Below are 14,033 nucleotides of genomic sequence, written 5' to 3' on the forward strand. Positions count from 1 at the left end.
TTTACGCTCCCGTCAGCGTCTCCGCCGTGGCCTTTGACGCACGATAGCGCGGATCGTCCTGCAGGTCTTCCCAGTGCATGGCAGAAGACTGCGGGACGAGCGCTGCAATGCGCGACGCCGACGCCTTGGACGCCGGCGTCGCCTTGACCTTCAGGCCCTGCAGCAATTCGTCGGCCTTGTCGGGCGAATTGCAGATGAGGACCATGTCACAGCCGGCTGCCAGGGCGGCATTTGCACCGTCGACGACGCCGCCCGCGACGCTGGCACCTTCCATGCTCAGGTCGTCGCTGAAGATGACACCTTGAAAACCGAAATCGCGCCGCAAGATCGACAGCCACTTCTTCGAAAAACCGGCGGGATTCTTGTCGACCTTCGGATAGATCACGTGCGCAGGCATGACACCCGCCAGTCCAAGCCCCAGCCAGCCATAGGGCGCAGCATCGTCAGCCAGGATTTCCTTCAGGCTGCGTTCGTCGACGGGAATGTCGACGTGCGAATCGGCCTTGACGAATCCGTGGCCGGGGAAATGCTTGCCGCAGTTCGCCATGCCGGCAAGCGTCAGGCCATGGTTAAGGCTCTTGGCCAGCACGCTCACCACACGCGGATCGCGATGGAATGCGCGGTCGCCGATGACTCCGGATGCGCCGTAATCGAGGTCGAGCACCGGCGTAAACGACAGGTCGACGCCACAGGCACGCAATTCAGCCGCCAGGACGAAACCGACGTCGGTGGCCGCCTTGATCGACGCCAGGACATCGGCATCCCACAACTCGCCGAGTTTGCGCATGGCTGGCAGGCGCGTGAAACCATCGGTCCTGAAGCGCTGCACGCGGCCGCCCTCATGGTCGACGGCGATCAGCACGCCCGGACGGACGTCATGAATCGCCCGGGTCAATGCCACGAGCTGCTTGCGGTCTTCATAGTTGCGTGCAAACAGGATGACGCCGCCGGTCAGCGGATGCTGGATGCGCCGGATGTCGTCATCCGATAAGACCGTTCCTACCACGTCCAGCATGACCGGACCGAGCTGCTGCTTAGCGTTGACCGCTACATTGTTCATTTCTTCTCCACTAATACGAAGGCCACCGCATAATCGGCTTCATCGGTAATCGATACCTGGGCGGTGAGCCCGTTCTGTTCCATGAAATCTTTCAGGACGCCGCTGGTCACGACGACCGGCTTGCCGCTCGGGGCATTGAGCGTCTGCATCGCTCGCCAAGTCATCGGCATGCGCATTCCCAGGCCGATAGCCTTTGAAAACGCCTCTTTAGCGGCAAAGCGCGAGGCGAGGAAACGGACGCCTCGTGCCTCTACCTTTGACTTGCGCCGGTGGTATTTATCCAGCTCTTCCTTCCCGAGAATCTTCTCGGCGAACCGGTCGCCGTGACGGGTGAGCGCGTCTTCGATGCGCGAAATCTGGATGATGTCGGTGCCGATGCCGTAGATCATTTCTTGTGAAGACCGAGCCGGGCGGCGACCATGATCGCCTTCATTTCCTTCACGGCGTTCTTCCAGCCGACAAAGACAGCCTGTGCAACGATGGCATGCCCGATATTGAGCTCGGCGATTTCCGGAATGGCAGCGACTGCCTGCACATTGGTGTAGTGCAAGCCGTGGCCGGCGTTCACCTTCAGGCCGAGCTTGACGCCTTCAATTACCGCCGCCTGGACACGCGCCAGCTCCTGCTGCTGTCCCGTCTCGCCGGACGCCTCGGCGTAGCGGCCGGTATGGATTTCGACGACCGGCGCGCCGGCTTCGGCGGAAGCACGGATTTGTTCTGGATCCGGGTCAATGAAAAGGCTTACGCGAATGCCTTCCGCCTGCAATTGCCGCACGGCTGCCTGTACATCTGCAAAATGCCCGGCGACATCGAGTCCGCCCTCGGTCGTAACTTCATTCCGGCGCTCCGGCACCAGGCACACATCCTGCGGACGGATACGGCAGGCAAAATCGAGCATTTCAGCCATGATGGCCGATTCCAGGTTCATCCGTGTACGTAGCTGCGGACGAATCGTCTCCACATCCGCATCCTTGATATGTCGGCGGTCTTCTCGCAAATGCAAGGTAATGCAATCCGCCCCCGCCTCCTCCGCCAGCAAGGCTGCCTGGACCGGGTCGGGATAGGTCGTGCCTCTCGCGTTGCGCAGCGTGGCCACATGGTCGATGTTGACGCCAAGGTCGATTACCGGAGTGTTGGGATGTAGGAGGCTCATGGCTTGGGATGGTCTTGAGTGGACTATAACTGCATCAAATCTATCAGAATCTGCCGCGTATTGAGCGGTGCGCCACCCAAATGATGCGCCAGCAGGAACCGCATGAGGAACTTGCTCTGCATCTGCGTCCTACTGTCGCTGTAGTCCTCCCGCTCCATGTCCAGCAGTGTCTTGCCGCTGACGCGCGGCGTGTTATCGGCAGGATGAGCGAGTCTCGGGCCGCGCTCAGGATCGACGACGTAGATTGCCTCCGCTTCGACAGCGCTTCCGCTCGACGCACAAACCGAAAAATTGCCGCCCACGCCGGTTTCTTTCAAGAGTGCGCGCTCGAACTTGCGAAGCACTATCGGTGCCGGTTCGTCATGTGCAAGCTGGTTGAGGGTGGCGATGTAATGGTCGAACAAGGCGGGATGGGCATCGTCGCGCGCAAGAAGCTTCACCAGCAGTTCGTTCAAGTAGAAGCCGCATAACAGGGCTGATTTCTCCAGCGGCAACAATCCGCCGATCCACTCCGCGCCAGTGAGGGTGCGCACTTCAGCCTTTCCACTCCAGCTCACGGTCAGTGGCTGGAAGGTCTGCAGCACGGCGCGCAATTTCGAATGCGGACGCTTGGCTCCTTTGGCCACTAGCGCAACGCGTCCGTAGTCACGCGAAAACACATCCATAATCAGGCTCGTTTCCTTGTATGGATAGCTGTGCAAGACGAACGCAGGCTGGGAAGATACCCTGTATTCCTTTTCGGGGGACTTCGAGTGGCTGCCGCCGCGCCTGGACTGGCCATGGGTCGGGCGGGCAGCAATGGAAGCTTGTTCCTCTAGCCGGGACCCCGTCGGACTATCGGTCAGCCCATCGTCTTCATTCGTCAGCGGAAAGGCCATGTGAAAAGGTCTCGCCCTTGCAAAGTCGGGACTGGCAGCCTGTCCTATTCGTAGCCGTAGGCGCGCAGGCCGGCCTCGTTGTCCGCCCAACCGGACTTGACCTTGACCCAGATCTCGAGATAGACCGGGCCGCCGAATAGCTTTTCCATGTCGAGCCTGGACTGGGTGGAAATTTCCTTCAGCTTCGCCCCCTTTTGCCCGATCACCATCGCCTTGTGACTGTCGCGGTCAACAAGAATGGCCGCGAAAACACGCCGCAAATTGCCCTCCTGCTCGAACTGCTCGATCACCACCGTGCTGGTGTAAGGCAATTCGTCGCCGACATAGCGGAATACCTTTTCCCGTACGATTTCAGAGGCAAGGAAGCGTTCGCTGCGATCCGTGATGTCATCCTCATCGAACATCGGCGGATTCATGGGTAGGAGCTTGCAGATTTCGGATTCCAGGACATTGAGCTGGAAGCGCAGCTTGGCCGATACCGGCACGATGGAAGCAAAATCATGCTCAGCCGCGACTTTCTGCGCGAATGGCATCATGACTGCCTTGTCCTTGGTCCGGTCTGCCTTGTTAAGGACCAGGATACATGGAACGTTTTTCGGAATCAGGTCAAGTACCAGCTTGTCCGCCGGTCCAAAGGTTCCGGACTCGATCACGAAAAGAATGACATCCGCCGCGGTCAGCGTATTCGTCACCGTCCGGTTCAGCGTCTTGTTGAGTGCGTTCGAATGCCGGGTTTGGAATCCGGGCGTGTCGATGTAGACGAACTGGGCTTGTGCAGTGGTCTGGATACCGGTAATACGGTGGCGCGTGGTTTGCGCCTTGCGAGAGGTAATACTCACCTTGGCGCCGATCAGGGCGTTCATCAAGGTCGATTTCCCCACATTGGGGCGGCCCACGATAGCGATATATCCGCAGCGAAATTCCTCGCGGGAGTCTGAAGTGGTCATGCAGTTTTCGAATGGTTGGATGATGCCGTCTGCCCTGCGGTTTCGGCAACCGGAGCCGGATTTTCACTTGCCTTGCCCGCCGCCTCATGCTGCGGCTCGGACTTCAGGTCCAGTTTGCTCTGCGCGGCATCGTCCTTGGCATCATGCTTGATATCGGCCTTTGCCGCCTTTGCGATCTTCTTGCTGTCATCTTCAACGGGGGCATCGGGCTGAATCGTTGCTATTCCAGCCAGCTTGAGCTGCGACGCCCTCGGTCTGCTCTTGCGACCTGATGAAGCCGACTTCGCTAGCGCATTTTGCACCGCTTCAAGCGCAAGTTTGGCAGCGGCCTGTTCGCCGGCGCGCCGGCTGCCACCTGTCCCAAAGACCTGGATTTCGAGCTTGGGTACCAGGCATTCGACTTCGAATTCCTGGTTGTGTGCGGCACCATGGGTTGCGACGACATTGTATTGAGGTAAGGCAATTTTCTTTCCTTGCAAGAATTCCTGCAGGAGAGTTTTTGCATCCTTACCTAATGTCCTAGGGTCAACCGTGTCGAGGATGGGGATGTAGAGCGATCGAATGACATCCCGTGCTGCATTGAACCCTGCGTCCAGAAAAATCGCTCCGAAAAGCGCTTCCAGGGTATCGGCAAGAATGGAGGGACGACGGAATCCGCCTGACTTGAGTTCGCCTTCCCCCAAACGCAGGAACTGGGATAGTTCAAGGCGCTGGGCGATTTCGTACAGCGATTGCTGCTTGACCAGATTGGCGCGGAGCCGGGAGAGATCACCCTCGTCAATCTTGTTATAACGTTCAAACAGCAGGGAGGCGACAACGCAATTCAGGACGGAATCACCAAGAAATTCAAGCCTTTCGTTATGCAGGCTGCTATGGCTGCGGTGCGTCAAGGCCTGCTGCAGCAATGCAGTGTCCTTGAACGTGTGGCCCAGCTTATCCTGCAATAACTTGAAATCCATCTTGTTTCGCGCCCAACCAGGTCATCAAGGTTTCGGTTTCTTTGCAGCGCCACCGGTCGCCGCTTCGTATTCAAGCAAAAGGCTGGCGGGGCCAAACAGCGCAATCTTCTTTTGATACGCCACGCTCACATCCCAGCCGTCACTGGTACGGGTAATTTCAAGATCCTTGCCCGTCACGGACTCAATATAACTGGTGTCCCTCTGACGGTCGAAGGAGTCCTGGATTTCCTTGACAGTCGTCCCTGTGTTCCTGGCGTTAGTCATCGCCTTCTTGATTGCCGTGAACTCAACGACCGTCGGCACCACCTTCATTCCAAGGACTGCGAGCAGCGCAACAATAATGATGCCAAACAGAAAACCCACCAGCGAAAGACCCAACTGCCTGTTTCCGGAACAATTCCGTCGCTCCATCCGCTCACTCCCTTTTATTTGTTATTGAAAACTGCCAATCCGTTTCAGATTGCCAAGGTTCATCCAGACGAAAAATGCTTTTCCGACAATATTCTCATCCGGAACGAAGCCCCAGTACCTGCTATCGAGGCTGTTATCCCGATTATCCCCCATCATGAAGTAATGTCCAGAGGGGACGGTACAGGTGAATCCTTCCAGGTTGTAGCTGCACAGCTCGCGCTTGGGGAACGGATCCGGATTCTGCACATAGGCAGGAGCCCTGTCATCGTTGAGGATCCGGTGTGGCGTGGCCGACAACCCTTCCATGTATTGCTTCGAGTAGCTCAAATGCTCTTCGTCGAGGTAGTCCGGCAAAGGCTCATAAGAAATTTCTTTACCATTCACCGTTAAGCGCTTGTTTTTATATACGATTTTATCACCTGGAACACCAACCACGCGCTTGATGTAGTCAAGCGAAGGATCTTTCGGATATTTGAAGACCATGACATCACCACGTTGCGGATCGTTGATGTCGATGACTTTCTTGTTGATGATCGGCAGGCGAACCCCGTAGGTGAACTTGTTCACCAGGATCAGGTCACCGATGACCAACGTTGGCACCATGGAGCTCGATGGGATCTTGAAGGGTTCATACAAGAAGGAACGCAAGAAGAACACCAACGCAATTACTGGGAAAAAACTGCCCGAGTATTCGATCCATGTCGGCTGACGGAGGATGTCGGCCTCCAGCTTGCTTCGGTCCCCCTCTTCAACCTTGAGGCCCTCGGCCTGGAGACGGGCGCGGCGGGCATCGAACTCGGCCAGTGCCGCGTCAGCCCGCACCCGACGCTGCCGCGCCAGATGAAAGACGTCCAGGAACCAGATGATTCCGGTTCCGACAGTGAGAATGAACAGGATTAATGCGAAGTTGCCGAGAATTGCTTGCAAACTCATTTATCTTCCACTTGTAAAATCGCCAGGAATGCCTCTTGGGGCACCTCAACCGAACCTACCTGTTTCATGCGTTTCTTGCCCGCCTTCTGCTTTTCGAGCAGCTTGCGTTTACGCGAAATGTCGCCACCGTAGCACTTGGCGAGCACGTTCTTGCGCATCGCCTTCACGTTTTCGCGAGCGATAATGTTCGCCCCGATGGCGGCTTGGATGGCTACGTCGAACATCTGGCGCGGAATCAATTCGCGCATCTTCGCTGCCACGGCACGTCCGCGGAACTGGCTGCTGGCACGGTGAACGATGATGGCGAGCGCATCGACCTTCTCGCTATTGATCAGCATATCGACCTTGACGACGTCGGCCGCGCGATATTCCTTGAACTCGTAGTCCATCGACGCATAGCCTCGCGAAGTCGACTTCAGCTTGTCGAAGAAATCGAGGACGATCTCGGCCATCGGCATTTCGTAGGTAAGCATTACCTGCTTGCCGTGGTAGGTCATGTTGACCTGGACGCCGCGCTTCTGGGTGCACAAGGTGATGACCGAACCGACGTACTCCTGCGGCATGTAGAGGTTGACGGTGACGATCGGCTCACGGATCTCGTCGATTTTCGGCGGCTCGGGCATCTTCGATGGATTATCCACCATGAGGATCGTACCGTCGCGGAGGACTACTTCATACACAACCGTTGGAGCGGTCGTGATGAGATCCATGTCGAACTCGCGCTCGAGGCGTTCCTGCACAATCTCCATGTGCAGCAGGCCGAGGAAGCCGCAACGGAAACCAAAACCGAGTGCTTGCGAGACCTCGGGTTCGTACTGCAGCGCGGCGTCGTTGAGCTTCAGTTTTTCCAGCGAATCGCGCAGCGCATCGTACTGGTTCGCTTCAACCGGGAACAGGCCGGCAAACACCTGCGGCTGCACTTCCTTGAACCCTGGGAGCGGCTCGGCAGCAGGCTTGGCGGCGAGCGTGATGGTGTCGCCAACACGCGCGGCCTTCAGTTCCTTGATGCCTGCGATGACAAAGCCGACCTGCCCGGCAGACAAGGATTCGCGCGCCTGCGATTTGGGGGTGAACACGCCGACGCTTTCGGTCAAATACTGTGCGCCCGTCGCCATCAATGCGATCTTTTCCTTGGGGCGCAACGTACCATTGACAATCCGGACCAGCATCACAACGCCGACATAATTGTCGAACCAGGAGTCAATGATCAGTCCTTGCAGCGAACCGTCAGGATCGCCCTTCGGGGGCGGCACCTTGGCAATCAACGACTCCAGCACGTCCTCGACGCCCAAGCCGGTCTTGGCCGAGCAGCGAACGGCGTCGCCGGCGTCGATGCCAATCACTTCTTCGATTTCGTTGATGGCATTTTCCGGATCGGCAGAAGGAAGATCGATCTTGTTCAGGACAGGGACGACTTCAACATCCAGATCGAGCGCGGTGTAGCAATTGGCCACGGTTTGGGCCTCGACGCCTTGCGAGGCGTCCACTACCAGCAGCGCGCCCTCACATGCGGACAAGGATCGGCTGACTTCATAGCTGAAGTCGACGTGGCCGGGAGTATCGATGAGGTTGAGGTTGTAGGTCTTGCCGTCACGCGCCTTGTACGACAGGGCCGCCGTCTGCGCCTTGATCGTGATACCGCGCTCGCGCTCCAAGTCCATCGAATCGAGCACTTGGGCTTCCATTTCGCGGTCAGACAGGCCGCCGCACAATTGGATGATGCGGTCTGCGAGCGTGGATTTGCCGTGATCGATATGGGCAATGATGGAAAAATTCCGAATGTTGTCCATTAGCTAAGATGCAATTACAAAAAAGGCGCTCTGAACAGGGGAGCTCCCCTAACGAGCGCCTTATAGACAGAAGGTTATTCAACAGGCGGCATTTTACCGGATTTCAGAGGGGAAAGCCCGCAAAATCGCCTTGATGACCGCCACGCCTAGACGTCTTGAGGACGCTCAGACGGCTTGCAGGAAATCTCGCACCCGGGTGTCATCCAGGAAGTAGTTGCATAGCTGAACCGAATCGGCATTACCCTTCTTCCCGAAGAGGACCGGAACCAGTTCATCGAATTGCGCAGTCAGGGCTTCATCCGCATCGACATCCATCATTTCAACCGTGAACGGAAATTCGCCGCTCAAAGCCTGTAGTGCTTCAAGCATGTCGTCACACAGGTGACAATAAGATCGGGTATAGAGGGTGAAATGGACCATCGCAATCAGGCCAACATACGTTCATTCTGGATGGGAAACAACGGCTGAGCCGCCAACGGCAGCGCCACGTTCAGTATAGTGTCTAAGATTCAATCGACCAAGCGGTGGCGGTATACATCCGGGAAGTACATTGCCACCCGGATGCGCACTTCGAACATTATTGGCCGTTAGGTCGGATCGGTACAAACTGGGATGCTTCCCCGCGACGGACGAGAACAACCGCGAGTTTTTTGGGCTCCAGTTTGGCAACAAGGCTGTTGAACTGCTTGGCGTCTTTCACATCATTGTTGTTCAAGCGCATGATCACGTCGCCTGCCCGCAATCCAGCGCGCGCAGCCGCGCCTTCGGATGCATCCACAATGACACCACCATCGACCTTCAGCTCCTTCTTCTGGGCCTCGGACAGGTCGCTGACCACAAGGCCTAGCGAATTGGGCGCCTGTTCGGGCTTGCCCTTCTTCTCGTCCTTGCGGGTCAGTTTTTCGGGCTCGAGTTCAGCAATCGTCAGGGTAATTTCCTTCGCCGCCCCCTTTCGCCAGACGCTCAGCGTTCCTTTCGTTCCCGGCTTCGTCGCGCCTACGAGACGCGGAAGGTCGCTGGATTTCTCGATGTTCACGCCATTGAACTTGAGGATGATATCCCCTGCTTCCAGGCCGCCCTTCTCTGCGGGACCGCCCGGCTCGACGCGCTGGATGAGAGCCCCCTGGGCGCGCGCCATTCCAAGCGATTCGGCCACATCCTTGGTCACTTCGCCGATCTGCACGCCGATACGGCCGCGGGTAACACGGCCAGTCGCGCGAAGCTGTTCAGCGACGCGCATCGCTTCGTCGATCGGAACAGCGAAAGAGATACCCATGTATCCACCCGAACGGCTGTAGATCTGGGAATTGATGCCTATCACCTCGCCCCGCATATTGATCAGCGGCCCGCCCGAATTGCCGGGATTGACCGCCACATCCGTCTGGATCAGGGGAAGGTAATCACCGGTATCGCGCGCCTTGGCAGAAATGATCCCCGCGGTCACAGTATTCTCGAGCCCGAACGGCGAGCCGATAGCAATAACCCATTCACCGACACGCAGCTTGTTTGGATCGCCAATGGTCAGGCGCGGCAGGTTGCTGCCCTCGATCTTGACGACGGCAACATCGGTACGTTTGTCGACCCCGATGATCTTGGCCTTGTATTCGCGCTTGTCGGTCAGTGTCACGTACACATCATCTGCGCCTTCAACCACATGCGCGTTGGTCAGTACGAACCCATCAGCGGAAATGATGAAACCCGACCCCACTCCGCGCGGCACCTCCTCCTCCTGCTGCGGAGCCGGCCGCCGTCCACGCGGCGCAGGTTGCTGCCGCGGCATCGGCACACCAAAGAAACGCCTGAAGAATTCCTGCATCTCCTCGTCCTCAGCACCTGGAAGACCGCCTCCCTGCCCCGGCTTGACCCGCTCGGTCGTCCGAATATTGACCACTGCCGGGCCGGTCTTCTCCACCAGGTCGGCAAAATCGGGCAATCCGGCAACGGACGCCGCGTGAACGGTCCTCATCCCGCCCAGGGATTCAGGTAACGCGCCGATACCAACCGCGCCAACAAGCAATGCAAGAACGAGATTTCGAGCGTGATGGATTGTTTTCATATCTGATTATTCTAGCTATTTGGATTTGAACTCAATCGAATTGGCGACCTGTCTGATGGCCGCTGAAGGAACCTCCCCCACGATGGTAAGCCAAAAGTCGCCATGCCGCTTACCAACAATATTCAGTGCGCCTTGCTGGATCGAGCCCTCGGTCCGGCTTTGTGAGCCGGGCTCGATGAAAACGGAAATCGCAGCCAGACCGTCTGAAAATACCATATGCGACACTTCACGCTGGGCGGACTGCCCCTGCACAGCAGTGTCGGACACGAGCCGCTTTACCTCGCGCACCTTTCGGAAACCTGGCGGCAGCGACTTGACCGTCCATCCCGATAAACTCGCCTGGCTCATGACAGCATTCTCAACACGCCAACCGGAAGTATCCCCAAAACTCGAGCGGGCGCGGGCGCGGTCGATGCCGCCAACGGCAATCTGCGTGAACGCGATCTGCTCGATCACGCTCCGCCCCTCGTCAAGCGTTTGCGCCCGCAGCAGCAAGCCGGTGGCTTTGTCTGCCCAGAGACGATAGCCGTAGCGCATATTGTCTTTCGGCTCGAGGACAATTGCCTGGCAGTCACGTCCGGCGACGCGGCCTACCGCGTCCATTCTTACATTGTAGTATTCGCCAATTTCCGTCGGAGTGGCGGCCAGGATGGCAGGGAACACGTCGTGCGTAACCCGCTTTTCGACCAAAAGCGTCTTTGCTTCGGGCACGTAGCAGATAACCTCTTCATTGGTCCGAATGTATTCGCGCTGCTTGCCGTCCAGCACTTCCAGCTTTTCTATTTCATTCTTGCCTTCCAGCAGATGTGTGATGCGTGAAGTGCGCATCTGGCTTCCCTGCTGGTAAACAAACGTGCCGGAGTAGTTGAGTTTCTGCGCTGCCGACTGAATTTTTTTCAGCCATGACTGCGCGTCGGCATTCTCGGCCGATGCCGAAAATCCGACGAGAAGAAGCGACGTGGCAACGACAAACTTGAGTAAAGCGAATGTTTGCCGCATACGAATCATTTATTGGAATCGGAGGCGAAATTCGCGGATCGTGCAAATTGCGCCGTACTGTAAAGCGAAGGAGAAATACGCTGGTGCGCCATCAGGTAATCATCGATACGCGGATCACGAAGAATCACACCTTCTGCCGCTGAAGCTGCAATGACTCCTGCCTGCTCCGTGGTGGATGCCACCTGCGTTGACTGTTCAGCCAAGTTACCGCCTTTCAGCGCGACCATCAATTGCGGCGTGGCGAAGAACGCGAAGGCGGCCATCGCCGCTGCACCTGCCACGCTTGGCAGTGCCCAACGTCTTGCCTTGGACCCACGGACCGTATCACCTTCGCCCCTCACATCCTGAACGAGGCCCGGAGCAATGATCGTCGGCTCCGCCTCAAGCCTGGCAACGAAGCTTGCTGTGAAACCCGGGCTTAGCTTGATGTCCATGTCGTCGGACCGCAACACATCTCCGATCTGATGGTAAATGTCCCAGTCTTTTTTCCCATCCGCATAACGCAAGGCCGCAAGCACACTGTCTAGTTGTGCCTCCTGTACCTCGCCATCTGCGAGTGCGGAAATCTGTTCCCGGGTCATTTCATTCGTGTTCATAACTACCTCATTCAGGACGCGCCAAACCCTGTTTTCTGCCTAAAAAGCCTTGTTATGCCTATCCCTGCATTTACCAGCGCTTGTCGATCGCAGTGCCTAACAGCGGCCTCAACTTCTCGGCGATGGCTTCACGCGCCCGGAATATCCGGCTGCGCACGGTGCCTATCGGACACCCCATCGCTTCTGCAATTTCATCGTAGCTCAAGCCTTCGATCTCACGCAATGTAATTGCTATCCGCAACTCATCCGGAAGTGCATCCATCGCCACATTCACTGTCTCTGCAATCTGCTTCGTCGCAAGCATCGATTCTGGCGTATTGATGTCCCTTAGATGCTCCCCGTCATCAAATGTTTCCGCTTCTTCAGCATCTGCCTCTGTCGATGTTGGCGCGCGCCTGCCCTGCGTTACCAAGTAGTTCTTCGCGGTATTGATTCCGATCCGATACAGCCAGGTATAAAACGCAGAGTCGCCGCGAAATTGCGGCAACGCACGATACGCCTTGATAAAGGCTTCCTGAACGACGTCCTCGGCTTCAGCCTGGTCGCGCACAAGCCGCGATACAAGCCGCATCAGTTTCCGCTGATATTTGGAAACCAAGAGCTCGAACGCTTTTTTATCGCCGCGCTGGACACGCTCGACAAGCAATTGGTCAATGTCGCGTTCTGTCGTCAATCCCCGATCCCTTGTCCCGTTGCAACTTGCACGCGGCTAAAGCAGTTGACTATGGGAAATGCAATAAGTTCAATTCCGCGCGAACAATTTTCAGAAAATTTCCGGACACTGCGTTTCGTTCCGCACAGATATCCATCGGCAAGCCACTGATAGCGCCCGAAAGGACTCCCGATCAACGCTATCGGGGAAAATCGGCACGACGGTCATTCGACCGTCTTCCGACTGCAAGCGGAGCAAAAGCAAGCAGGTCCAGATCGTCGAGTTATCCATCAACCGGACCAGATCACCCATCCCCGTTACATGAGGTCGTTTTTTGCTGCTACAAGAGCGATTGCCCTCTAGAGTCAGCAGCCGGATTTGACCTATGCCGGAGATATCAAGTTGTATGGTTTTTCGGCTGGCCATGCCATGATAAAACCCAAAAGAGGCGAGGAAAAACAGCAGGGAGGAAATGAGTCCGCGAATGGACAGGGATAGGTCGCCAAGATGGCCGAAGGCGACGACAAATGCAACGACTGCGGCAATCAACGCCATCGCACCGATGAGCATCGAGTGAATGCGCGACGGGTACACGACGGTGGATACCGCAATGGACATGGAAGCTGGATGGTGGCGGGATGCCTGATGCTCCCCTCCGCCATACGGGAAGGGAGCAAACCTTCAGGTTCAGACTCTGCCGAAAACGAGGGTTCCGTTCGTGCCACCGAAGCCGAACGAGTTCTTGACCGCGATATTGATCGGCATTTGTCGCGCCGTATTGGCGCAATAATCCAGATCGCAGGCCGGGTCCTGGTTGAAGATATTGATGGTGGGCGGCGAGACCTGATTGTACATCGCCAGCACGGTGAATACAGACTCAAGGCCACCAGCACCGCCAAGCAGGTGACCGGTCATCGACTTGGTCGAATTCACTACTACCTTGCTTGCATGGTCGCCAAGTGCACGCTTGATGGCAACCGTCTCTGCGATGTCGCCGAGAGGCGTAGAGGTGCCGTGGGCATTGACGTAATCGACCTGATCAGGATTGATCCGGGCGTTCTTCAAAGCCGCAACCATGCAACGGCGTGCACCGTCACCATCCTCGCGCGGAGCCGTCATGTGATATGCATCGGCGCTCATGCCAAAGCCCAGCACCTCCGCGTAAATCTTTGCGCCACGCGCCTTGGCGTGCTCGTATTCTTCGAGCACCATCACACCCGCACCTTCGCCCAACACGAAGCCGTCGCGATCCTTGTCCCACGGACGGGATGCGGTGGCCGGATCTTCATTGCGGGCCGACAGCGCACGCGCTGCCGCAAAGCCACCGACGCCGAGGGGAGACACCGTCGACTCTGCACCGCCGGCCACCATGACATCGGCGTCACCGTATTCGATCATGCGAGCGGCAGCACCAATGCAATGCAAACCTGTCGTGCAAGCAGTCACCAGTGCGATATTGGGGCCTTGGAAACCGTACTTGATCGAGAGATGTCCGGAAATCATATTGATGATCGATGCCGGCACGAAGAACGGACTGATGCGGCGGGGGCCGCGATTCGTCAGTTCAGCGTGCGTTTCTTCGATCATCGGAAGCCCGCC

At 57.1% G+C, this 14,033-nt stretch carries 16 protein-coding genes; all 16 read right to left on the bottom strand.

Features of this window, described 5'->3' with window-relative positions; all coding sequences use genetic code 11:
• Nucleotide 1: 1 nt before the first annotated feature.
• Complete coding sequence (nagZ, locus tag AYR66_RS03165; RefSeq protein WP_088706317.1) at nucleotides 2-1,060, bottom strand: beta-N-acetylhexosaminidase; 1,059 nt, start codon at nucleotides 1,058-1,060, stop codon at nucleotides 2-4.
• Nucleotides 1,057-1,449 (bottom strand): holo-ACP synthase, encoded by a 393-nt coding sequence (acpS, locus tag AYR66_RS03170; protein WP_088706318.1) that lies wholly within the window; start codon nucleotides 1,447-1,449, stop codon nucleotides 1,057-1,059. Before acpS ends, nagZ begins: the two co-directional genes overlap by 4 nt.
• Entirely contained in the window at nucleotides 1,446-2,213 is a 768-nt protein-coding gene (gene pdxJ / locus AYR66_RS03175) for a pyridoxine 5'-phosphate synthase (protein WP_088706319.1), read from the bottom strand. The genes acpS and pdxJ overlap by 4 nt, the downstream gene beginning before the upstream one ends.
• A gap of 23 nt (nucleotides 2,214-2,236) precedes the next feature.
• A complete protein-coding gene (gene recO, locus AYR66_RS03180; protein WP_088706320.1) occupies nucleotides 2,237-3,091 on the bottom strand; it encodes a DNA repair protein RecO in 855 nt (284 codons plus the stop codon).
• Nucleotides 3,092-3,135: 44 nt separating this feature from the next.
• The gene (gene era, locus AYR66_RS03185; protein ID WP_088706321.1) at nucleotides 3,136-4,038 is read right to left on the bottom strand and encodes a GTPase Era; all 903 of its coding nucleotides are present in this window, start codon (nucleotides 4,036-4,038) and stop codon (nucleotides 3,136-3,138) included.
• The gene (gene rnc, locus AYR66_RS03190) at nucleotides 4,035-4,997 is read right to left on the bottom strand and encodes a ribonuclease III (RefSeq protein WP_088706322.1); all 963 of its coding nucleotides are present in this window, start codon (nucleotides 4,995-4,997) and stop codon (nucleotides 4,035-4,037) included. The genes era and rnc overlap by 4 nt, the downstream gene beginning before the upstream one ends.
• Nucleotides 4,998-5,021: 24 nt before the next feature.
• Nucleotides 5,022-5,375 (bottom strand): DUF4845 domain-containing protein, encoded by a 354-nt coding sequence (locus AYR66_RS03195; RefSeq protein ID WP_170942048.1) that lies wholly within the window; start codon nucleotides 5,373-5,375, stop codon nucleotides 5,022-5,024.
• Between the two features lie 54 nt (nucleotides 5,376-5,429).
• Nucleotides 5,430-6,341 carry a signal peptidase I gene (gene lepB, locus AYR66_RS03200; protein WP_088706324.1) on the bottom strand — a complete coding sequence of 304 codons (912 nt, stop codon included), beginning with the start codon at nucleotides 6,339-6,341 and terminating at the stop codon, nucleotides 5,430-5,432.
• The gene (lepA, locus tag AYR66_RS03205) at nucleotides 6,338-8,131 is read right to left on the bottom strand and encodes a translation elongation factor 4 (RefSeq protein ID WP_088706325.1); all 1,794 of its coding nucleotides are present in this window, start codon (nucleotides 8,129-8,131) and stop codon (nucleotides 6,338-6,340) included. Before lepA ends, lepB begins: the two co-directional genes overlap by 4 nt.
• A 165-nt stretch (nucleotides 8,132-8,296) precedes the next feature.
• On the bottom strand, nucleotides 8,297-8,551 hold the full coding sequence (locus AYR66_RS03210; protein ID WP_088706326.1) for a glutaredoxin family protein: 255 nt from the start codon (nucleotides 8,549-8,551) through the stop codon (nucleotides 8,297-8,299).
• Nucleotides 8,552-8,708: 157 nt separating this feature from the next.
• On the bottom strand, nucleotides 8,709-10,187 hold the full coding sequence (locus AYR66_RS03215) for a DegQ family serine endoprotease (protein WP_088706327.1): 1,479 nt from the start codon (nucleotides 10,185-10,187) through the stop codon (nucleotides 8,709-8,711).
• Nucleotides 10,188-10,202: 15 nt separating this feature from the next.
• Nucleotides 10,203-11,186: a MucB/RseB C-terminal domain-containing protein gene (locus tag AYR66_RS03220; protein WP_088709571.1), complete on the bottom strand. Its 984-nt coding sequence runs from the start codon at nucleotides 11,184-11,186 to the stop codon at nucleotides 10,203-10,205.
• A gap of 5 nt (nucleotides 11,187-11,191) precedes the next feature.
• Nucleotides 11,192-11,782 carry a sigma-E factor negative regulatory protein gene (locus AYR66_RS03225; protein WP_234814702.1) on the bottom strand — a complete coding sequence of 197 codons (591 nt, stop codon included), beginning with the start codon at nucleotides 11,780-11,782 and terminating at the stop codon, nucleotides 11,192-11,194.
• A 70-nt stretch (nucleotides 11,783-11,852) separates the two neighbouring features.
• The gene (gene rpoE, locus AYR66_RS03230; RefSeq protein WP_057293164.1) at nucleotides 11,853-12,455 is read right to left on the bottom strand and encodes an RNA polymerase sigma factor RpoE; all 603 of its coding nucleotides are present in this window, start codon (nucleotides 12,453-12,455) and stop codon (nucleotides 11,853-11,855) included.
• A 90-nt stretch (nucleotides 12,456-12,545) separates the two neighbouring features.
• A complete protein-coding gene (locus AYR66_RS03235) occupies nucleotides 12,546-13,052 on the bottom strand; it encodes a protein YgfX (RefSeq protein ID WP_088706328.1) in 507 nt (168 codons plus the stop codon).
• A 69-nt stretch (nucleotides 13,053-13,121) separates the two neighbouring features.
• Nucleotides 13,122-14,033 (bottom strand): beta-ketoacyl-ACP synthase II (fabF, locus tag AYR66_RS03240; RefSeq protein WP_088709573.1); only part of this gene is annotated, 912 nt, incomplete at its 5' end.

This window comes from Noviherbaspirillum denitrificans, assembly GCF_002211445.1.
GTDB classification, from domain to species: domain Bacteria; phylum Pseudomonadota; class Gammaproteobacteria; order Burkholderiales; family Burkholderiaceae_D; genus Noviherbaspirillum; species Noviherbaspirillum denitrificans.